The 19,676-nt window shown below is 34.4% G+C and carries 23 protein-coding genes and 1 pseudogene; 20 read left to right on the top strand and 4 right to left on the bottom strand.

Going from position 1 to position 19,676, the window contains the following annotated elements:
- The first annotated feature begins 11 nt into the window (after nt 1-11).
- Genes acoB through lpdA form a run of 3 tightly spaced genes read left to right on the top strand, consistent with a single transcriptional unit; the run spans nt 12 to nt 3,665 of the window.
- Nucleotides 12-1,046, top strand: coding sequence for an acetoin:2,6-dichlorophenolindophenol oxidoreductase subunit beta (acoB, locus tag CER22_RS11825; protein WP_088608819.1), 1,035 nt, complete (start codon nt 12-14; stop codon nt 1,044-1,046).
- A gap of 27 nt (nt 1,047-1,073) precedes the next feature.
- Nucleotides 1,074-2,270 carry a dihydrolipoamide acetyltransferase family protein gene (locus CER22_RS11820; protein WP_088608818.1) on the top strand — a complete coding sequence of 399 codons (1,197 nt, stop codon included), beginning with the start codon at nt 1,074-1,076 and terminating at the stop codon, nt 2,268-2,270.
- Nucleotides 2,271-2,285: 15 nt separating this feature from the next.
- Entirely contained in the window at nt 2,286-3,665 is a 1,380-nt protein-coding gene (gene lpdA, locus CER22_RS11815) for a dihydrolipoyl dehydrogenase (protein WP_088608817.1), read from the top strand.
- Between the two features lie 82 nt (nt 3,666-3,747).
- Here the strand turns inward: lpdA and CER22_RS11810 are convergent, their stop codons facing one another.
- Complete coding sequence (locus CER22_RS11810) at nt 3,748-4,344, bottom strand: hypothetical protein (protein ID WP_088063671.1); 597 nt, start codon at nt 4,342-4,344, stop codon at nt 3,748-3,750.
- A 220-nt stretch (nt 4,345-4,564) separates the two neighbouring features.
- On the opposite strand from CER22_RS11810, the pseudogene CER22_RS11805 reads away from it, so the two are divergent.
- Nucleotides 4,565-5,186, top strand: a pseudogene (locus tag CER22_RS11805) (DUF4085 family protein).
- A 49-nt stretch (nt 5,187-5,235) separates the two neighbouring features.
- Here CER22_RS11805 and CER22_RS11800 read toward each other — a convergent pair.
- The gene (locus CER22_RS11800) at nt 5,236-5,727 is read right to left on the bottom strand and encodes a hypothetical protein (protein ID WP_073515277.1); all 492 of its coding nucleotides are present in this window, start codon (nt 5,725-5,727) and stop codon (nt 5,236-5,238) included.
- Nucleotides 5,728-5,977: 250 nt separating this feature from the next.
- On the opposite strand from CER22_RS11800, the gene CER22_RS11795 reads away from it, so the two are divergent.
- From CER22_RS11795 to CER22_RS11765, 7 genes are all read left to right on the top strand, one after another.
- Complete coding sequence (locus CER22_RS11795; protein ID WP_088608816.1) at nt 5,978-6,748, top strand: DeoR/GlpR family DNA-binding transcription regulator; 771 nt, start codon at nt 5,978-5,980, stop codon at nt 6,746-6,748.
- Between the two features lie 12 nt (nt 6,749-6,760).
- Nucleotides 6,761-7,312 carry a GNAT family N-acetyltransferase gene (locus CER22_RS11790; protein ID WP_088063670.1) on the top strand — a complete coding sequence of 184 codons (552 nt, stop codon included), beginning with the start codon at nt 6,761-6,763 and terminating at the stop codon, nt 7,310-7,312.
- A 4-nt stretch (nt 7,313-7,316) separates the two neighbouring features.
- Nucleotides 7,317-7,655, top strand: coding sequence for an NIPSNAP family protein (locus CER22_RS11785; RefSeq protein WP_088608815.1), 339 nt, complete (start codon nt 7,317-7,319; stop codon nt 7,653-7,655).
- Between the two features lie 17 nt (nt 7,656-7,672).
- Entirely contained in the window at nt 7,673-7,846 is a 174-nt protein-coding gene (locus CER22_RS33040) for a hypothetical protein (protein ID WP_098133380.1), read from the top strand.
- A gap of 123 nt (nt 7,847-7,969) precedes the next feature.
- A complete protein-coding gene (locus CER22_RS11775) occupies nt 7,970-9,820 on the top strand; it encodes a sigma-54-dependent Fis family transcriptional regulator (protein WP_088608814.1) in 1,851 nt (616 codons plus the stop codon).
- A 112-nt stretch (nt 9,821-9,932) separates the two neighbouring features.
- Nucleotides 9,933-10,178, top strand: a complete 246-nt coding sequence (locus CER22_RS11770; RefSeq protein ID WP_088608813.1) for a DUF3977 family protein — start codon at nt 9,933-9,935, stop codon at nt 10,176-10,178.
- Between the two features lie 21 nt (nt 10,179-10,199).
- Nucleotides 10,200-10,439: a DUF3953 domain-containing protein gene (locus CER22_RS11765; protein ID WP_073515272.1), complete on the top strand. Its 240-nt coding sequence runs from the start codon at nt 10,200-10,202 to the stop codon at nt 10,437-10,439.
- Between the two features lie 271 nt (nt 10,440-10,710).
- On the opposite strand, the gene CER22_RS11760 is transcribed toward CER22_RS11765, so the two are convergent.
- Nucleotides 10,711-11,322, bottom strand: coding sequence for a TetR/AcrR family transcriptional regulator (locus tag CER22_RS11760; protein ID WP_088608812.1), 612 nt, complete (start codon nt 11,320-11,322; stop codon nt 10,711-10,713).
- 159 nt (nt 11,323-11,481) lie between these two features.
- Here CER22_RS11760 and kynU point away from each other — a divergent pair, with 159 nt between their 5' ends.
- The 4 genes from kynU (at nt 11,482) to CER22_RS11740 (ending at nt 15,307) form a co-directional block, all read left to right on the top strand.
- Nucleotides 11,482-12,768, top strand: coding sequence for a kynureninase (gene kynU / locus CER22_RS11755; RefSeq protein ID WP_088608811.1), 1,287 nt, complete (start codon nt 11,482-11,484; stop codon nt 12,766-12,768).
- A gap of 2 nt (nt 12,769-12,770) precedes the next feature.
- Entirely contained in the window at nt 12,771-13,400 is a 630-nt protein-coding gene (kynB, locus tag CER22_RS11750; protein ID WP_088608810.1) for an arylformamidase, read from the top strand.
- A gap of 32 nt (nt 13,401-13,432) precedes the next feature.
- Nucleotides 13,433-14,272 carry a tryptophan 2,3-dioxygenase gene (gene kynA, locus CER22_RS11745; RefSeq protein ID WP_087983895.1) on the top strand — a complete coding sequence of 280 codons (840 nt, stop codon included), beginning with the start codon at nt 13,433-13,435 and terminating at the stop codon, nt 14,270-14,272.
- A 117-nt stretch (nt 14,273-14,389) separates the two neighbouring features.
- On the top strand, nt 14,390-15,307 hold the full coding sequence (locus CER22_RS11740; protein WP_088063661.1) for a serine hydrolase domain-containing protein: 918 nt from the start codon (nt 14,390-14,392) through the stop codon (nt 15,305-15,307).
- A 97-nt stretch (nt 15,308-15,404) separates the two neighbouring features.
- On the opposite strand, the gene CER22_RS11735 is transcribed toward CER22_RS11740, so the two are convergent.
- Complete coding sequence (locus CER22_RS11735; protein WP_088608809.1) at nt 15,405-15,737, bottom strand: DUF3889 domain-containing protein; 333 nt, start codon at nt 15,735-15,737, stop codon at nt 15,405-15,407.
- Between the two features lie 144 nt (nt 15,738-15,881).
- Between CER22_RS11735 and sleB the strand changes: the two genes are divergently transcribed.
- The 5 genes from sleB (at nt 15,882) to CER22_RS11710 (ending at nt 19,637) form a co-directional block, all read left to right on the top strand.
- Nucleotides 15,882-16,661 (top strand): spore cortex-lytic enzyme, encoded by a 780-nt coding sequence (gene sleB / locus CER22_RS11730; RefSeq protein ID WP_048547302.1) that lies wholly within the window; start codon nt 15,882-15,884, stop codon nt 16,659-16,661.
- Between the two features lie 15 nt (nt 16,662-16,676).
- Nucleotides 16,677-18,017, top strand: a complete 1,341-nt coding sequence (gene ypeB / locus CER22_RS11725) for a germination protein YpeB (RefSeq protein WP_087983897.1) — start codon at nt 16,677-16,679, stop codon at nt 18,015-18,017.
- A gap of 26 nt (nt 18,018-18,043) precedes the next feature.
- Nucleotides 18,044-18,649, top strand: coding sequence for a YhcN/YlaJ family sporulation lipoprotein (locus tag CER22_RS11720; protein WP_088608808.1), 606 nt, complete (start codon nt 18,044-18,046; stop codon nt 18,647-18,649).
- A gap of 107 nt (nt 18,650-18,756) precedes the next feature.
- The gene (locus tag CER22_RS11715) at nt 18,757-19,113 is read left to right on the top strand and encodes a hypothetical protein (RefSeq protein ID WP_088608807.1); all 357 of its coding nucleotides are present in this window, start codon (nt 18,757-18,759) and stop codon (nt 19,111-19,113) included.
- A 26-nt stretch (nt 19,114-19,139) separates the two neighbouring features.
- Nucleotides 19,140-19,637, top strand: coding sequence for a GNAT family N-acetyltransferase (locus CER22_RS11710; protein WP_088608806.1), 498 nt, complete (start codon nt 19,140-19,142; stop codon nt 19,635-19,637).
- Nucleotides 19,638-19,676: the final 39 nt, after the last annotated feature.

The raw sequence follows: 19,676 nt of genomic DNA, 5'->3' as shown, positions 1-19,676 counted from the left end.
GGTGAAAAATAATGACTAGAACAGTAAGTATGTCAACTGCAATTAATGAAGCGATGAAAATATCAATGCGTCGTGATGAAAATGTAATTTTAATCGGAGAAGATGTTGCAGGCGGTGCACAAGTTGATCACTTGCAAGACGATGAAGCATGGGGCGGTGTGCTTGGTGTTACGAAAGGCCTTGTACAAGAATTTGGTCGAAATCGTATTTTAGATACACCTATTTCAGAAGCGGGTTATATGGGAGCGGCGATGGCAGCTGCTGCAACAGGATTACGTCCGATTGCTGAATTAATGTTTAATGATTTTATCGGTAGTTGTCTTGATCAAGTATTAAACCAAGGCGCAAAGTTCCGCTACATGTTCGGTGGTAAAGCAAAAGTGCCAGTTACAGTACGTACGATGCATGGTGCTGGTTTTAGCGCAGCGGCACAGCATTCACAAAGTTTATATGCGTTATTTACGAGCATTCCAGGTATAAAAGTTGTCGTTCCTTCTACTCCGTATGACGCAAAAGGTTTATTATTAGCAGCAATTGAAGATGACGATCCAGTTATCTTCTTTGAAGATAAAACACTTTACAATATGAAAGGCGAAGTACCAGAAGAATACTATACAATTCCATTAGGGAAAGCAGATATTAAACGTGAAGGTTCTGATGTAACAATCGTCGCAATTGGAAAACAAGTTCATACAGCACTTGCAGCTGCTGAGCAATTATCGAAAAAGGGACTTGAAGTAGAAGTAATTGATCCACGTTCTTTATCACCATTGGATGAAAATACGATTTTAGCATCTGTTGAAAAAACGAATCGCCTAATTGTTATTGACGAAGCAAATCCAAGATGTAGTATCGCAACGGATATTGCAGCAATTGTAGCGGATAAAGGATTCGATTTGTTAGATGCACCTATTAAACGAATTACAGCACCACATACACCAGTTCCGTTCTCTCCACCACTTGAAAAGTTATACTTACCAACGCCGGAAAAAGTAATTGAAACCGTATCAGAAATGATCGGAGACCAATCTTTATTACATGTGTAATGAAACGATGAGAAGGGAGAGAGAAACATGGCTGTTGAAGTTGTAATGCCAAAGTTAGGTATGGCGATGAAAGAAGGTATTATTACGAGCTGGAATATTAAAGCAGGTGATAATGTAGAAAAAGGTGAACTAATTGCTAGCATTAACTCGGAAAAAATCGAAACTGAAATAGAAGCACCAGCGGATGGAACTGTTCTTGATATAGCTGTAAGTGAAGATGAGGGCGTGCCGCCGGGTACTGTAATTTGCTATATCGGTAAGCCGAACGAAAAAGTAGAAGTCTATGAAAATACAAATGTTGTAGAAGAAAAAACACCTAATGCAGAACCTAAAAATATACAACATACAGAACCATATGCGAAAGAAGTAGCGAAGCAAAGAATCAAAATATCTCCGGTTGCGAAAAAGATTGCAAAAACTGAAAATCTTGATATTAGATCATTAATTGGTACAGGACCTGGAGGAAGAATAACAAAGGTAGATGTTTTAAAGGCACTTGAGGAAAGAGTTGCAATTCCAGAAGTACTTGAACAAGAAGAAAGTAAAGTCATTCCTGTGACTGGTATGAGGAAAGCAATCGCAAACCGTATGCATGCAAGCCTACAAAATAGTGCGCAATTAACATTAACGATGAAAGTAGATGTGACAGATTTAGTAGCTTTACATAAAGACATAGCGGAAGTTGTACAAAAACGATACGATAAACTAACCATTACGGATTTCGTTTCTCGCGCTGTTGTATTAGCACTTGCGGAGCATAAAGAAATGAACAGCGCTTATATAGATGATGCAATTCATCAATTTGAACATGTTCATTTAGGCATGGCAGTCGCGTTAGAAAAAGGATTAGTCGTTCCGTCTATTCGCTTTGCTAATAAATTATCTTTAGTAGAGTTATCTAAAGAAATTAAAATTGTGGCACAAAAAGCAAGAGAAGGTAATTTAAGTAGTGACGATATGCAAGGGACAACCTTTACAATTAGTAATTTAGGTAGCTTTGGGATTGAATATTTCACACCAGTATTAAATACACCTGAAACTGGTATTTTAGGTGTTGGTGCAATTGAACATGTTCCTGTATATAAAGGGAAAAAATTAAGAAAAGGAAGTATGTTACCTTTAAGTTTAACATTCGATCATCGTGTATTAGACGGCGCACCAGCAGCTGCATTTTTACGCACAATTAAACGTTATTTAGAAGAACCTGTAACAATTCTTTTATAAAGAGAAGGTGAGAGAATGAGTAAATTAGTCGTTATTGGAGGCGGACCTGCTGGCTATGTAGCGGCAATTACCGCGGCTCAAAATGGGAAAGATGTCACTCTTATTGATGAAGCTGATCTTGGCGGGACTTGTTTAAATGTTGGTTGCATGCCTACAAAATCATTGTTAGAAAGTGCGGAAGTGCATGACATTGTGAGAAAAGCGAATAATTACGGAGTTACGCTTAACAAAGGAAGTATATCAATTGATTGGAAGCAAATACAGGCGAGGAAATCACAGATCGTAACGCAGCTTGTCCAAGGAATTCAATATTTAATGAAGAAAAATAAAATAAAAGTTATACAAGGTAAAGCGAAATTTGAAACGGATCACCGTGTACGAGTTACACACGGTGATAAAGTAGATGTAGTAGATGGAGACCAGTTCATTATAGCAACAGGTTCAGAACCGACTGAATTACCTTTTGCTCCATTTGATGGGAAGTGGATTTTAAATAGTAGCCATGCAATGTCCCTAGAAAATATACCGAAATCATTATTAATCGTTGGCGGTGGTGTAATAGGTTGCGAGTTTGCAAGTATTTATAGTCGTCTTGGAACAAAAGTTACGATTGTTGAAATGGCACCGCAATTATTACATGGTGAAGATGAAGATATCGCACATATTTTAAGAGATAAACTAGAAAATGATGGCGTAGAAATATTTACAGGAGCTGCTTTAAAAGGATTAAATAATTATAAGAAGCAAGCTTCATTTGAATATGAAGGAAGTATCCAAGAAGCCAATCCGGAATATGTTCTCGTTTCTGTCGGCCGAAAACCACGTGTACAAAAATTAGATTTAGAAAAAGCAGGTGTTCAATTTTCAAATAAAGGAATTTCTGTGAATGAACATATGCAAACAAATGTATCACATATTTACGCAGCAGGTGATGTGATTGGTGGAATACAACTTGCTCACGTTGCTTTCCATGAAGGAACGACAGCAGCGTTACATATGAGTGGAGAAGATGTGAAAGTTAACTATCATGCAGTACCTCGATGTATATACACATCCCCAGAAATCGCAAGTGTTGGTTTAAACGAAAAAGATGCAAGAGAACAATACGGTGATATTCTTATAGGAGAATTTCCTTTTACAGCGAACGGAAAGGCGCTTATTATTGGAGAACAAACGGGTAAAGTAAAAGTTATCGTGGAACCTAAATATCAAGAAATTGTTGGGATTTCTATTATCGGTCCTCGTGCAACCGAACTAATCGGACAAGGAACTGTAATGATTCATACAGAAGTTACCGCTGATATTATGAGAGATTATATTGCAGCGCATCCAACTTTATCTGAAGCGATTCATGAAGCGTTATTACAAGCTGTAGGGCATGCTGTACATGCTTAAATAGAAAATTAATAAACCACTATTCTCTAAATGAATAAGAGAATAGTGGTTTGAATTTTTACAGGGAAAATTGAATATCTTATTATTTTTTTACGTCAATCGCTGAAGTAATATCGTTCCAATCAGCAGCTAAATTAGCAGTTTTACCGTACCAATCAGCATGTTTGAATACAACACCTTTTCCATAGCCTTGTGTTGAAGTATGCTCCCAAAGTGTCGTTGAATAACTTGCTGAAGGCGATGCTGTACTTACAGAAGAAATTCTGTCATTCCAGCTAGAAGGTAAGTTTTTAAAACCGCTGCTCCAGTAAATATATTGGCCACCTTTATCTTTATGTTCATAAAAATCAGTACTACCAGCACCGCTACCTAAAGGATTAATTTTATTTTTAAGTACTTTTTTATCCTTTTCAATATAAGCATCTAATGTTTCGCGGCTAGTAAAACCGTAAGCTAACCAATCTCCATTTTCATTTTGCTCTGGTAATACCATAGTAATTTGGATATCTTTCTTGTCCTGATCACTTAATTTTGTAAGTGAATTAACATCCTGTTCATCCACTTTTAAATAATCAAAAGACTTAATTGTGTTAGCTTTTTCTTCAGCACTTGCTACTCCAAGTCCTCCAGTGAATGCAAATCCCGCTACTAGTGTACCTGCTACTAATTTCTTCAACATATAACCATCCCTTTTTGTTTAGATTTTGTACAGGTGAAACTTTGTACTAGTAAAATGTATTCTAATTATAAACTATTGTAAATATTCTGAAGTTTTAGAAATAAAAGGCGGAATATTTATAGTTTTGCATTTTTTCTTTAGAAAAAATAGTTATTGGAATGATATAATAAATAGATGTATTGCTTTTGTGGGATGTTAAAATGTTTTAGGGGTGGTGCGATTGAAGAATTTCACTGGAGATTGGTATAAAGAAATGCAAATTATAGAATTTGTAAGTTTTATAGAGTCTATAAAAGAATGGTCAGAAATGGATATACAAAGTTTAATAGAGGAAATAAAGGAAAACAGATTTATTAAAATTCCTTCCTGAATCCATACACCCATTTATTCATAACACCATAATTAATTCAGAATATCCTTCTAGTGAATTGAAAAAACTTATGAAAGAATGGATAGAGGATTGTGAGAAAAGAAGGGCTCATTTAGATCGATTCTACTTAGAGCAATTCCATTCGATTAAGAAAAAACTCCCAACAAATGTTATTCAGTTACATGATTACTCACTACATGACAGTGTAGTCAAATCAGTAGAGAGAATATCAAAAGATACGCTAATTATTATATTAGATTGCAGTGGTACTTGCAGTGAATTTGATAAACTGGAAGTAACTTTTACAGGCGTAACGAAATGTTCTATTCCGGAAGATTTTGAAGGTGCTTGGTGGTTATGTCATGAAATAGATCTTACTAATGAAGGGTTCGAATTGGGTGTATTATTTGATGGCCCATTTGAAGAAGTGACAATTTGTGCAAAAGACGTATTGCTTGAGATAGGTAACTAGTAAACTTTATAACTTTACAAACAAAAAAACAGTCTTATAAGACTGTTTTTTATTTAGATGCTAAATTATCAAGCTTCCAATAAGTATCTGTTAACGGCGCAGCTTTGCTATCTATGTATAAATACATGGTATTTAAATCTTTTGGAGAAGCTTTCATATTAAATACAATGTCGGTAGTTAAAGAAAACTCAGAAGGAACCTTTTTAGCATTTTCATTTTGTATAACTTCACCTTCGTATTTTTCACCCGTTTTTTCATCTTTTATGAAATATTTTATTTCTGAAAGATCTATCGTTTGTCCGTCAGTACGAGCATTATTTATAGTAACTCGAGCTGTGAGACGCCACTCTTTGTCTATTTTTTCGAATTTAGCATTTTCAACAGTTGCTCTATAGTATTCATTTTTATATATTTCCCCATAGTGCATTGCATCCTTTTCAAGAGCGCTCTTTTCTTGTTTCGGTGCAGTATTCCCATTACATCCTGCCATTAGTCCTGTAAATAATAATGCTGTACAAGTTACTTTAATTATAGATTTCATAATAATTCCTTTCTGTGTTAAAAAGTAAAACATAGGAATAATTTTACATCAATAGGAAGTTAAATGGAAGTATGTTTGTGGAATATACAAATATACATTTATTTCGTTCTGAAGTTAACGGAATAGAAAGAGGGGAAAAGCTGAATAAAACGGAGTGAATAAGAATTGAAAATATTGTAAAACGGAAGAGACATGCATATAATTAAAATAAGGATGAGGTTTCAGAATCTTCAATAAGGGCGGTGGGTATATGTTTACTGAAGAGCGTAGAGAGAAAATTTTGGAGTTACTTAAGAAAGATGGAAGGGTAATTGCTAAAGATCTTGCGGAAAGTTTCGATATGTCTATTGATTCGATAAGAAGAGATTTATCTATTATGGAGAAGGATGGCTTGTTAAAAAGAACGCACGGAGGTGCAATCGAACTGACGCGAGTGAGAAACTTAGCTGCCGAACCAACGAAACGTTATCGTGATATTTCAATAGAGGAAGATGCGATTGCGAAAGTTGCTGTATCCTACATACAAGAAGGTGATTCCGTTTTTATTGGCGGGGCTTCTATTCATTATGCCATGTTAAAATACTTACCTGAAATGTCATTTACAGTGATTACGAATGCTTTAGAAATTGCTAGTACCTTACGGGAATATAAGAACATTGATACATACTTAATTGGTGGAAAGGTGAAACCATCAGGGAATATGACAGATACACTTGCCTCTGAAATGATAAGTAGATTATCTATTGATCTTTATTTCTCTACAGGTGGTGGCATTTCATTGAACGGTATAAGTACTGCAACTCCGGAAGTTGCTTATTTTGGAAAAAGAGTAAGTAAAATTGCTAGAAGAAATATTTGTTTAGCTCCTCATAAGAAACTTGGAAGAGACTGCTTTATAAAAGGAGAGTCACTGATAGAAATTGACCTTATAATAACAGATGAAGAAGCTAGTAAAGAAACGATTCAACAATTTGAGAAACAGGGTAAAGAAATTATAATCGCATCAATAGATTGCATTTAAAAGGAGTTTGTAATGATTATAAAAGGACAAGAGTTTCATATAAATGGATTAACTTATACAATTCGTTCTGCATCTGAAACGGATGCTGAGCAGTTATCAGAAATTAGAGTTCAGATCGATGGCGAAACTGAAAATATGGATAGAGAAGCTGGAGAGGGATTTATAAATAAGATAGGGTTTCAAAAAATAATAAAAACAGATAGTGAAGAGATAAAGAATCTGTTTTTAGTTGCAGAAGTGCACAACCAAATCGTAGGATTTTCAAGATGTGAAGGATCAAATTTGAAGAGATTATCCCATAAGGTAGAATTTGGTGTTTGTATTTTAAGAGAGTTTTGGGGATATAGAATCGGTAAGAGTCTCTTGCAACAATCTATTCAGTGGGCTGATGAAAATGAAGTGAAAAAGATATCATTACAAGTGCTAGAGACAAATGAAAAAGCTATTCAACTTTATAAAAAATTAGGTTTTGAAGTAGAAGGTATTTTGAAAAATGACAAAAAGCTGTCGGATGGGAAGTATTATAATACGGTTGTAATGGGAAGATTCATAAAAGAGGTGTAGTGGGATGTTTTACAGAAGAAAGTACTATATAGTAAAAAAAGAATTTTCAGAAATATTTAATGAGCATTTTACTAACACAAACTTACCTAACCAGTTAAAGCATGGTTCCAGGCTAATAGGACGCTGGATGAAAGATAATAATGATGGTACAACAGAAATATTCGCCATATGGGAATATGACAGTTATGAACAGTATAAAGACATTGAATCAAAAATTAGAAGTGACGAGATGCATGTTAAAAGAATACAGGATTGGTATGAAAAACATGGCGGAAGAGAATATGTTTTACAGAAGTACATATTAGAGTTAAAAAATGAAGAGTTAATATGTACTGTAAAGTGATAGAGGAGTGAGGGATAGTGGGAATTAAAACAAAATTATATTTTAGTTTAGCATCCACTACTTTATTTGCAATAGCGTTGATAGTTTTCTTTATAAACGGCAATCCACAAAAGTGGTTTTGGTTATGTATTTTCTTTGCGTCTATTATACAAAATATAGTTTTACTAAAAAAGAATAAAGAAGCGCATTAAGATATTCAAATTATTAACATATTTGTGTCGTCTTTCTAGTTTTATTGAAAACGCTTTTATTCAGTTTTATAATAAAAGTATGTTTTTACAGATCTCCAAAATAATGAATAGGGAGATGATACAATGTTAGCTTCACCGTTTTACTTACATACATGGAAAAAGTTTATTGATGAAGGAGTCCTTGATTCGAACCGTATGAACGAAAGAATTTCAGAGTCATGGCATCGATGTAAACAAGCAAATGTGAATCCTCATATGAATAAAGGTCAGAAAATTTTGTCTTCTAATATTTTTCAAGATCAAAAGAAAAAGAGTGAAATCTTCCTTGATATAGCAATACCTCAATTACAAAATATGAGGAAAACCATTGATGAACTGCAAATGATGGCATTATTAATTAATCCAGACGGTTACGTTCTATCGTTAAGCGGAAATCAACAAACGTTAAAACGAGCAAAACATATTAACTTCATTGAGGGTGTGAAATGGACGGAAGCAGCTGTTGGTACAAATGCGATAGGAACCGCGTTACAGATTGAAGAGGCTATTATGATAAGTGGTACAGAGCATTATTCTGTCGCATCTCATAGCTGGAGTTGTGCGGCCGCTCCGATTCATAACGATGATGGGAAATTAATTGGTGTTCTAGATTTCTCCTGTCCAATTGAATTTTCACATCCGTATATGCTAGGGATTGTAACTTCAATTGCACATGCGATTGAACGTGAATGTAGTATTCGAGTGCATCAAAATGAACTACATTTAATCCATCGTTTTTTAGATGTAATTGACAGTGATGAACAAGTTGTCATTTGTAATCATCGTGATGTTATCGTTTCCGCAAGCAAAAAGGTTCGAGAACGTGTTTCTAATTGGTCACGAATGAAACTTGAAGATTTAATGCAACATGGATTGAAGCCTAAATTAGAAGTACCAGTATATAGTAATGATAGAATGATCGGGAAATGTATTTATGTACAGGAAAATAAACAAGGAAATTTATTTTCAGCTTCCCCATTTATAAACGGAATTACTTTCCCAGGAGTTATAGGGACAAGCAATGCATTTCAACATACTTTAGAAGAAATTAAGCTTGTATCTCCAACTGACGCTAGTGTATATGTTTGTGGTGAAACAGGTGTAGGGAAAGAATATGTAGCGAGAGCGATTCATGAAAATAGTCCAAGAAAAAATGGCCCTTTTATAGCTGTTAATTGTGGTTCGTTGCCGAAAGAATTAATGGAAAGTGAATTATTCGGTTATGCTGAAGGTGCGTTTACAGGTGCGCGGCGCCAAGGATATAAAGGGAAATTCGAACAAGCAGACGGTGGAACAATATTTTTAGATGAAATTGGTGAAGTGCCGCCGGAGATGCAAGTAGCATTATTGCGTGTTTTACAAGAACGAACAGTAACCCCGATTGGCAGTTCAAAAGAAGTACCAGTAAATATTCGTATTATTACAGCGACACATAAAGATTTACTGCGATTAGTAGAAGAAGGGAAATTCCGTCAAGATTTATATTATCGGTTACATGTTTATCCGCTATATGTTCCATCGTTAATAGAAAGAAAAGAGGATATTCCGTACTTCATACAAGATTTTTGTGAACGAAAGAATTGGAATGTTGTATTCCCAAAGAGTATTTGTAATCAATTTTCACAGCATAAATGGCCCGGAAATATTCGGGAATTATTAAATGTATTAGAACGGATTTACATTTTGTCGCAAGGTCGCGAAATATGCGAAAAACAAATCTCTTTTTTATTACAAACAATGATGGGAAATCAACATCAACTTGCATTGCAAACAGAAAATAAAACAGAACATACATTAAATTTTCGTGAAAAAATACAGCGTGATAGTATGATTGAAGCGCTAGAAAAGACGAATGGAAATGTTTCTTTAGCTGCAAAACTGTTAGATGTACCTCGCAGTACATTTTATAAACGAATGCAAAAATATAAGTTATAAAGTAGATTTTTGTAATCTACTTTTTCTTTATGGGCTCATGTTCTGTCGGAATGTGCGCTTACCGGGGAAATAATAGAATAGTTAAAAATTAATTTCCGAAAGGTGGACTTATGTGAAGTATATTGAAATTGGTATTGGAAATAGGTGGTTCGTTCGAACAGAAATAGAAAATAAAGATGGAACTGAATTTGAGGAAAGAGGAATTATAAAACCTATTTACTTTGAGTCTTTATATGTACGGATTTGGTTTCGGAAAACGTGTTTTATTTTTGATACGAAAGAAGGGTTTAAGAAAGTAAGAAAAAGTAGAGATGAGTATAAGTTTATTGTTGGGATTGTAAGTAGGTTAACACAATAGAATCAAATAGGGGGTGTTTTTATAATTAGAATTACCACATTTATACTCGCTATTATTGTAATGGGCTATTCTATTTACAGTTGGAATGATGATTCGAAGCAAAGTATGCTTATTTTGCAATTATTGTTAGGTTTTATGCTTGCTGGAATGGGGATACAAAATGTTAAGAAGGATGAAAAAGAGAATAAGAATATGGGACTGTTGCTTTTACTTACATCGCTAATTTGTATTATTGTATCGGTAATAAAATATTTAAAATAACCTGGTACTTAATTTGTTGAGTAACAGGTTATTTTTTTGAAGTTTGCTCATTAAAAATTTTAATAGCTGTTTGGTAAATCTCCTTATCAATACAAAATCTTTCTGTTATCCAATAGGCAAGTTCAGAAGAGGCAAGGCTATGTTCGCTTTTCTTACCTTGGAAATATTGCTAAGACATTCCCGTTATTTAAAAAAACACTTTTAGCATCACCATAACCAGATAAAATATTTTTATAGACCATACAATAGCACACCTATATAAATGAGTGTGCTATTTATATAGCCCAGTCGTATACATTTCCGTCAATGTATGCACAATTTCTCCTAACTCTAATTCTTTATCATTTTTCACAATTGCCCAAAGAAACATCTCATTCATCGCGAACCAAGCACGTGCTACAATTTCTTTATTTAATTCAGGCTGTGCTAATCCACCTTCTTGAGAGTATGTAATATCCTGCGTAATACTGTTTATAAAGCGTTCCCGTATCTCGTCCCATTTTTGACGTATCTCTTTTGATAATCCAATTGCTTCCTGCACAACTTGTAATATAGCTCGTTCTTTTTCTGCTAGTTGTAGGAATGCTCTAACTTGATTTTGAATCATTTTATGTGCTTCTTCTTTCGTTTGAGGGGAAAAGGAGCGCTCAGCAATATCATAAAATTGATTCATGACATCTTCCATTAAAACGATAAGGAGATCATCTTTGTTTTTAAAGTATACATATGCCGTTCCATAACCAGTTTCTGCATGTTTAATAATTTGTGTAATAGTCGTTTTTTGAAATCCGTTATGTATAAAAATAGTGTAACCAGCGTGTAATAGTTTCTTCTTTGTTTCTAAGGAGCGGTGTTTTCTTGATGAAAGAGTATTGTTTTTCAAAGAACCACCTCTTTATACTGAAATATCTGAAAATATAACTGTATTGTAAAAGGAATTCATATATAAAGTCAACTGACATAATATCATTGACGTTATATCAACTAAGGTGATATATTTCAATTAGTTAGAATAAAAAGAAAATTAAAAGAAGGTGACACCATGTATAAAGAACCATTTCAACCGAATTATGAATATGCGCTTGAATGTGATAAACATGATGAACTGAAAGATTTTCAAACTGAATTCTATAAAAAAGAAGGAACGATATATTTAGATGGAAACTCATTAGGGCTACTTTCAAAAAGAGCAGAGAAATCATTACTTACGTTGCTCGATTCATGGAAGGAGTATGGAATTGACGGCTGGACTGAAGGAGAGCATCCGTGGTTTTTCCTTTCGGAGAAATTAGGTGAATTGACTGCGCCTCTTATTGGAGCTTTACCGGAAGAAACAATTGTAACCGGTTCCACAACGACGAATATTCACCAAGTAATTGCGACGTTTTATGAGCCGAAAGGAATACGTACAAAAATTCTTGCTGATGAATTAACATTTCCGTCAGATATATATGCACTTCAAAGTCAAATTCGTTTAAAGGGTCTAGATCCAGATGAGCATTTAGTACGAGTGAAGAGCCGAGACGGTAGAACACTTTCTGAAGATGATATTATTCAAGCAATGACAGATGATATCGCGTTAATTTTATTGCCTTCTGTACTATATAGAAGTGGACAAATTCTTGATATGAAACGTTTAACAGCGGAAGCTCATGAGCGTGGTATTCATATTGGATTTGATTTATGTCATTCAATCGGTTCTATTCCGCATCATTTCAAAGAATGGGATGTTGATTTCGCCATTTGGTGTAATTATAAATATTTAAATGCAGGACCTGGTGCAGTTGCGGGCCTTTATGTAAATAAAAAGCATTTTAATAGACTTCCAGGATTATCAGGTTGGTTTAGTTCTAGAAAAGATAAGCAGTTTGATATGGAACATACATTAACAGCTGCTGATCATGCAGGTGCTTATCAAATTGGTACACCGCACTTATTAAGTACTGCACCTTTAATTGGTTCTCTTGAAATATTTAAAGATGCTGGTATAGAACGTTTACGTGAAAAATCGCTACATATTACAAGATACATGCTGGATTTAATTGATTATGAATTAAAAGATTACGGATTTACAATTGGAAATCCATTAGAGGATGAAAAACGAGGCGGGCACATTTATTTAGAACATGCAGAAGCAGCACGCATATGTAAAGCGTTAAAAGCAAATGGAGTTATCCCTGATTTCCGTGCACCTAATGGAGTAAGACTTGCGCCGGTCGCTTTATATAACACATACGAAGAAGTGTGGAAATCTGTACAAATATTAAAGAAAATTATGAAAGATGAAGCGTATAAGCAGTTTGAAAATAAGCGGGAGGTTGTGGCATAAGTATGAAAGCTTCAGAGTGGATTGATATTTCACAACCGCTAAATAATGATATTGCTACTTGGCCAGGTGATACACCGTTCTCGTATGAAGTTTCATGGTCAAAAGAAGAGAGTGGCTCAGTAAATGTCGGAAAGTTAACGATGAGTATTCATACAGGTACTCATATTGACGCACCGTTTCATTTTGATAATGATGGAAAGAAAGTAATAGATTTAGATGTTCAAGTTTATGTCGGTCCAGCGCGGATCATTGATGTTTCTAATCTTGAAAGCATTGGGAAAAAGGAATTAGAAACCTTTCATTTAGAAGGTATAGAACGCTTGTTGTTACGCACATCTTCACATGGTAAAGCGAATGAATTCCCGAATGTAATTCCGCATTTACGTGCTGATATCGCACCATTTCTTTCTGAAAAGGGAATTCGTTTAATTGGGGTAGATGTACCATCAGTAGATCCATTAGACGATAAAGAATTGGCAGCGCATCACCAATTGTTTAAACATGGTATACACATTTTAGAAAATGTCGTACTAGATCATGTAGCAGACGGCGATTATGAATTAATCGCATTACCACTTGCCTTAACAGATGCAGATGGAAGTCCAGTTCGAGCAGTTATTAGACCAATATAAGTAGAATTATATAAAAGGGGCGTTTGGCTAATATGAAAGAAAACGAAAAGGTAATTATGGAAAAAGGAATTCATACGGACTTTAAAGAGAATATGACGTACGGGGAGTATTTACAATTAGATAGTTTACTATCTTCTCAAAAGAGATTATCAGATCATCATGATGAAATGTTATTCATCGTGATTCACCAAGCAAGTGAACTTTGGATGAAGCTTATTTTACATGAGTTAAACGCAGCGATTGAATCTATTAAACAAGATAAATTACAACCAGCTTTTAAAATGTTAGCACGTGTATCAAAAATTCAGTCGCAAATTATTCAATCTTGGGATATTCTTGCGACATTAACACCATCAGAGTACATTGAGTTTCGTGACTCACTCGGTCAAGCTTCAGGTTTTCAATCGTATCAATATCGTATGATTGAGTATGCGCTTGGCTATAAAACGCCGCACGCATTAAAAATTTATGAAAAAGATCCAGAATTACACGCTCGACTTCATACAGCGCTACACGCACCAAGTTTGTATGATGTGGCAATTCAAGCACTTGTAAAAGAAGGATTCCCTATTCATAAAGATGTGTTAAATCGTGATATTACGCAGCCTTATGAAGAAGACGCAACAGTAGAAGCAGCATGGATAGAAGTGTATGCCGATGTGAAAAAATATTGGAACTTATATCAGCTTGCTGAAAAATTAATTGATATCGAAGATTGGCTACAACAATGGCGTTTCCGTCATATGAAAACGGTAGAACGTATTATTGGTCATAAAATGGGAACAGGCGGATCTTCTGGTGTATCGTATTTAAAACGAGTACTTGATCAATGTTTCTTCCCAGAGCTTTGGAATGTTCGTACGAAATTATAAAAAACAAACCTGTCAGTTTATTACTGGCAGGTTTGTTTTTTATTTGAACACATTTATGTTTTAATTAAAGCTACAAGATATAATAAATAAGGTAATGATTTAATTGGAGGTAAAGTTTTGGATTTCAAGCAACTAGAAAATAAATTTGAAAAGAAAAAAGTAAATACATTTCTCGTTTATCAAAAAGGTGAGCTAACCAATGAATATTATAAAACGATAGAATGTGCAAGTAATTTATATAAAATAAACTCGATTACAAAAAGCATTGTATCTATATTAATTGGTATTGCAATTGATAAAGGATATATAAATGATATACATACACCGATTATAGAGTGGATTGAAAATGTATCTAATGAAAAGCGGGATTTGACTCTTTATCATTTATTAACGATGACTACAGGTGAGGATTGGAAAGAGTTCGGAAATGGAGTAGTGTTCCCAAATGATTTTGTAGAATCGGAAAACTGGGTGCAGTATATATTAGAAAAACCAATAATGGAAGAACCAGCTACAAAAATGAATTATAACTCAGGGTCTTCTCACTTGCTTAGCTATATTGTTCAAGAAGTTACCGGAATGTCGACAGAGCAGTTTGCGAAAAGATATTTATTTGATCCATTAGAAATTACCGAATATGAGTGGCAACAAGATCCGCAAGGCATACATGTCGGCGGTTTCGGTATGAAAATGAAATCTAAAGATTTATTAAAGCTCGGAATATTATGTTTGCAGAATGGATATTGGCAAGGGAATGAAATTGTATCATCGAAATGGTTAGAAGAATCTAGTAAAGCTCTATTTGAAACGTATGAACATGTGGGGGCTTATGGATATCACTGGTGGGTTTTGAATAACGAAAGATTTCACATACCGTATTGTATGTATTTTGCTATGGGATATGGCGGACAATACATCGTTATCATTCCACAGTTAGAACTTGTTGCTGTAATAAGTAGTCATATGCCAAAACGTGGACTTGTTCCATTGAAATTGTTTATTGAGCATGTACAGGAGCATTATAAGTTTATATAAGAAGAGAGAATGTTTGAAAGGTGTAAATTTAGGAATGGATTATAGAAATGAAAGAACCCGCACTGTTTAAAATATAAACAGTACGGGTTCTTTCATTTTATCTAATCGTCTTCTGAAATGTCATCTTTATAAATTTATCTGTCTTCGTTTCAAATTCTACATCAACAAAAACACCATATTCTTTTCCATCTTCACGTAGCCACAATTTAAATTTTTCAACCGTTATTTGAACGGTTTTCGGTTTTCTACCTATATGAAGGTAATCAATAATCTCCGCTTTTGGGTATTGTTCTTTCGTCTTTTCTACAGCAAGTTTCCCCCATTTGGCATACGGAGGCTGCGCATGAACAATTGATGGGACAGTATATATATTTGAACATGTAGTTATGAACAAAATGACGAGTGCGATACGCTTTAACAATTTTTTCATGATGAACTCCTTTTATATTTTTTTATATTGTTTACATATTTTTTCAACGATATGAGTTTGGATTTTTTTGTCTTCTTTACATAAAAGCGAGGCTTTTACAAAACATAACCAAGAAATCATTTCCGTAATTAAGGAGGGAAAATCATGCGTCAAAAAGCTATTTTTAAAATAGCAATTTTACTTGCATTCATAGGACTATCTTTGATGGTAAGTAGTATACAACTAAAAAATGTTGAAGCTTTTTCTAATCAAGTCATTCAAAGAGGAGCATCTGGCGAAGATGTCATTGAACTGCAATCTCGTTTGAAATATAACGGATTTTATACGGGAAAAGTGGATGGTGTTTTCGGATGGGGTACATACTGGGCACTTCGAAATTTTCAAGAGAAATTCGGATTACCTGTTGATGGTTTAGCTGGAGCTAAAACGAAGCAAATGCTAGTAAAAGCAACGAAGTATGACAAGTCAACAGCTAATAAAGGAACGACAACGAATAAAGGAAATAGTGGTGGTACTGCACAAGAAAATAAACCATCTCAAAATAAAGGGACAAATGTTCCAAATGGTTATTCTCAAAATGACATTCAGCTTATGGCAAACGCAGTATATGGAGAATCTCGTGGTGAACCGTACTTAGGGCAAGTTGCAGTAGCTGCGGTTATTTTGAATCGAGTTACAAGTGCATCATTCCCAAATACCGTTTCGGGTGTAATCTTTGAGCCAAGAGCATTTACAGCGGTAGCAGACGGACAAATATATTTAACGCCAAATGAAACAGCGAAAAAAGCTGTATTAGATGCAGTTAATGGATGGGATCCAACAGGAAATGCATTGTACTATTTCAATCCAGATACCGCAACAAGTAAATGGATTTGGACTCGTCCACAAATTAAAAAGATCGGGAAACATATTTTCTGTAAATAGAGCGGAGGTGGAACCATGTTACGAGGTATTATAATCGTATTATTAACAGTCGGTGTAGTTGGAACAGGATATTGGGGCTACAAAGAACATCAAGAGAAGAATGCAGTATTAATTCGAGCAGAAAATAGCTATCAACGTGCGTTTCATGATTTAGCATATGAGGTTGATTTATTGCACGACAAAATTGGAACAACGCTCGCGATGAATTCCCGTGCATCTTTATCACCTGCATTAGCAGACGTATGGAGAATAACATCTGTAGCTCGTTCGGATGTAGGACAACTGCCTTTAACATTAATGCCTTTTAATAAAACGGAAGAATTTTTAGCAAATATCGGTGATTTTAGTTACCGTGCAGCCATTCGTGATTTAGAAAAAGAGCCGTTAAATGATCAAGAATACAAAACGTTGGAAACTTTATATTCAAATGCAGGCAATATACAAGATGAACTAAGAAAAGTACAACATCTTGTTTTGAAAAATAATTTACGCTGGATGGATGTTGAGATGGCACTCGCATCAAATCGTGATCCTGCAGACAATACAATTATTGATGGATTAAAAACAGTAGAGAAAAATGTAACATCGTATTCATCTACAAACTTCGGACCGACCTTTACAAGTGCACAAAAAAATAAAAAAGGTGGATTTGAAGCGGAAGGAAAGGCAATTTCTAAAGATGAAGCGGCGAAAATCGCAAAATCATTTTTGAATTTAAAAGGAAATGAAAAAGTAGAAGTTGAGAAAAGCGGAAAAGGTGCGAAAGAATCTTTCTATAGTGTGAAAATTAAAGATCCAGCAACGAATAATGAGTTTTATATGGATATTACCGGAAAAGGCGGATATCCAATTTGGGTTATGAATAACCGAGAAATTAAAGAACAGAAAATTAGTTTAAACGATGCAGGAAGTAAAGGTTTGAAATTTTTAAAGGACCACAAGTTTAATAATATGGAGCTTTTTGATAGCTCACAATATGATAACGTTGGTGTATTTACGTATGTAGTAAATGAGAATGGCGTACGAATTTATCCAGAAGCAATTCAAATGAAAATTGCTTTAGATGATGGTTCTATCGTTGGTTTTTCTGCAAAAGAATATTTAGCATCACACCAAAAACGAACAGTTCCCTCAGCAAAGCTAACTGCAGCAGAAGCAAGAAAGAAAATCAATCCAGATGTTAAAGTTATGGAAGAACGTAAAGCCGTAGTTGTAAATGATTTGCATAATGAAGTACTTTGCTATGAATTTGTAGGTACTTTAGGGAAAGATACGTACCAAATTTTCATTAATGCAAATAGCGGAGCAGAGGAAAAAGTGAAGAAAATGCAAGCTGTTGAAAAAATTTATGATTAAACTTTAATAGTAAAGTGGTGAGAATAATGAAGATCTTAATATATATGTTGATGCTTTGCTTTTTTATAACAGGATGTAGTATTGGAAAAAAGGACAATCCAAACGAAAAACCAGAGCAAAAAAATGTTTCGACGAAAAATGTTAATTATACAAACAAACCAAATAAGCCAAATAAGCCAAATGAAAAAGCGGCGGACCATTTAGCATCTTTAGCCGCAAGTGTGCCAGGTGTGAATGATGCAACAGCGGTAGTTGTGGGGAAATATGCTATTGTAGGTATTGATGTAAAAGCGAAACTCGATCGAACTCGCGTGGAGTCCATTAAATACTCTGTAGCAGAAAGTTTAAAAAACGATCCGGATGGTGCTAATGCAGTCGTTGTAGCGGATGTTGATACGTATGAACGACTCAAACAAATTGGAAAGCAAATTAAAAAAGGAAAAACAGGTGAAGGTATACTTGATGAGTTAGCAGCAATTGTTGGCCGAGTAATGCCACAAGTTCCAAATGACATGATTGAAAATCGAGAAACGAATCCAATTAAAGATAATGATAAACAATTACCAAAAGATGAAGAACAAGAACTAAGAAAAGAACAGAATGACCAATCAAATAATCATTTGAATAAATAAAGTTAACCCCGTACTTAATTGTACGGGGGTTTTTCAATATAATATTTAATATTCAGTTTATTTTTAAGGGAATATATGGTTTAATTATGGTGGGAGGGACAACTGTTATGATGAAAAAAAGCGCATTAATAGTATGTAGTTTATGCTTAGGTTTCAGTATGACAGCGTGTGAACAGAAGAAAGAAGTAAAAAAACAAACAGCGACTTCTTCTACTGTGTTGGAAAGTGAGAAGAAAGAGTCTATCAATATAAAACATTTCTCGAATATAAATGAAGGAATGACTTATATTGAAGTGAAAGATGTAATTGGTTTTGATGGTAATTTACTTATAGAAGAAGGTGTAGAAGATTCTACACAAATTAAACAAATTTTTTCATGGAAGGGAAGCGATCCAACTTCATTAGTTGAAATTACCTTTTTAGATGGAAAAGTGCATTCAAAAGCGCAGCAAGGTTTAAGTTAATAAGTTGAAAAATGGGAGAGTTTAGCATGAACATACATACAGGGGAAATTCAATTAGTTCCGTATAAGGAGAAGTATAAAGAAGTTATACAAACATTTACTTTACCAAGTGAACAAGTTCAATTCACATCAGATCCAGGTGAATTATTGGAGAAAGCAAAAAGTGATCGAACAAAAAATGTGATTGTTATTTTAGATTACAATGGGGTACCTGTTGGTCTTTTCGCATTGCAAACAGGGGATAGAGTACAGGAGTTCACAGACAATCAAGATGCTTTACTTTTAACTTCGTTTTCTATAAATCACAATAGACAAAGAAAAGGATATGCTAAAAAATCATTGGCATTATTACAAGAGTTTGTAAAACGTTATTTCCCGATAAAAAATGAGGTTGTACTTGCTGTGAATGAAAAAAATATTCCTGCACAAAATTTATATGAAAAAGTCGGCTTCCAAGATAAAGGCTTTAGAAGAATGGGACCAATTGGTCAACAAATTATAATGCATTTACCTATCATGAAATAACGAGAAGAAAAACTTACTCTTGCATAACAAAGTAGTAAG

The sequence above is a fragment of the Bacillus sp. K2I17 genome (assembly GCF_002209985.1).
Classification (GTDB): domain Bacteria; phylum Bacillota; class Bacilli; order Bacillales; family Bacillaceae_G; genus Bacillus_A; species Bacillus_A wiedmannii.
The sequence above is the reverse complement of the archived record's forward strand: the minus strand, read 5'-3'. Positions and strand labels throughout refer to the sequence as shown.

What these genes read in the sequence shown, in the direction of transcription:
- acoB (WP_088608819.1), top strand. Translation starts at nt 12, where the DNA reads ATGACTAGAACAGTAAGTATGTCAACTGCAATTAATGAAGCGATGAAA.
- CER22_RS11820 (WP_088608818.1), top strand. Translation starts at nt 1,074, where the DNA reads ATGGCTGTTGAAGTTGTAATGCCAAAGTTAGGTATGGCGATGAAAGAA.
- lpdA (WP_088608817.1), top strand. Translation starts at nt 2,286, where the DNA reads ATGAGTAAATTAGTCGTTATTGGAGGCGGACCTGCTGGCTATGTAGCG.
- CER22_RS11810 (WP_088063671.1), bottom strand. Translation starts at nt 4,344, where the DNA reads ATGTTGAAGAAATTAGTAGCAGGTACACTAGTAGCGGGATTTGCATTC.
- CER22_RS11800 (WP_073515277.1), bottom strand. Translation starts at nt 5,727, where the DNA reads ATGAAATCTATAATTAAAGTAACTTGTACAGCATTATTATTTACAGGA.
- CER22_RS11795 (WP_088608816.1), top strand. Translation starts at nt 5,978, where the DNA reads ATGTTTACTGAAGAGCGTAGAGAGAAAATTTTGGAGTTACTTAAGAAA.
- CER22_RS11790 (WP_088063670.1), top strand. Translation starts at nt 6,761, where the DNA reads ATGATTATAAAAGGACAAGAGTTTCATATAAATGGATTAACTTATACA.
- CER22_RS11785 (WP_088608815.1), top strand. Translation starts at nt 7,317, where the DNA reads ATGTTTTACAGAAGAAAGTACTATATAGTAAAAAAAGAATTTTCAGAA.
- CER22_RS11775 (WP_088608814.1), top strand. Translation starts at nt 7,970, where the DNA reads ATGTTAGCTTCACCGTTTTACTTACATACATGGAAAAAGTTTATTGAT.
- kynU (WP_088608811.1), top strand. Translation starts at nt 11,482, where the DNA reads ATGTATAAAGAACCATTTCAACCGAATTATGAATATGCGCTTGAATGT.
- kynB (WP_088608810.1), top strand. Translation starts at nt 12,771, where the DNA reads ATGAAAGCTTCAGAGTGGATTGATATTTCACAACCGCTAAATAATGAT.
- kynA (WP_087983895.1), top strand. Translation starts at nt 13,433, where the DNA reads ATGAAAGAAAACGAAAAGGTAATTATGGAAAAAGGAATTCATACGGAC.
- CER22_RS11735 (WP_088608809.1), bottom strand. Translation starts at nt 15,737, where the DNA reads ATGAAAAAATTGTTAAAGCGTATCGCACTCGTCATTTTGTTCATAACT.
- sleB (WP_048547302.1), top strand. Translation starts at nt 15,882, where the DNA reads ATGCGTCAAAAAGCTATTTTTAAAATAGCAATTTTACTTGCATTCATA.
- ypeB (WP_087983897.1), top strand. Translation starts at nt 16,677, where the DNA reads ATGTTACGAGGTATTATAATCGTATTATTAACAGTCGGTGTAGTTGGA.
- CER22_RS11720 (WP_088608808.1), top strand. Translation starts at nt 18,044, where the DNA reads ATGAAGATCTTAATATATATGTTGATGCTTTGCTTTTTTATAACAGGA.
- CER22_RS11715 (WP_088608807.1), top strand. Translation starts at nt 18,757, where the DNA reads ATGATGAAAAAAAGCGCATTAATAGTATGTAGTTTATGCTTAGGTTTC.
- CER22_RS11710 (WP_088608806.1), top strand. Translation starts at nt 19,140, where the DNA reads ATGAACATACATACAGGGGAAATTCAATTAGTTCCGTATAAGGAGAAG.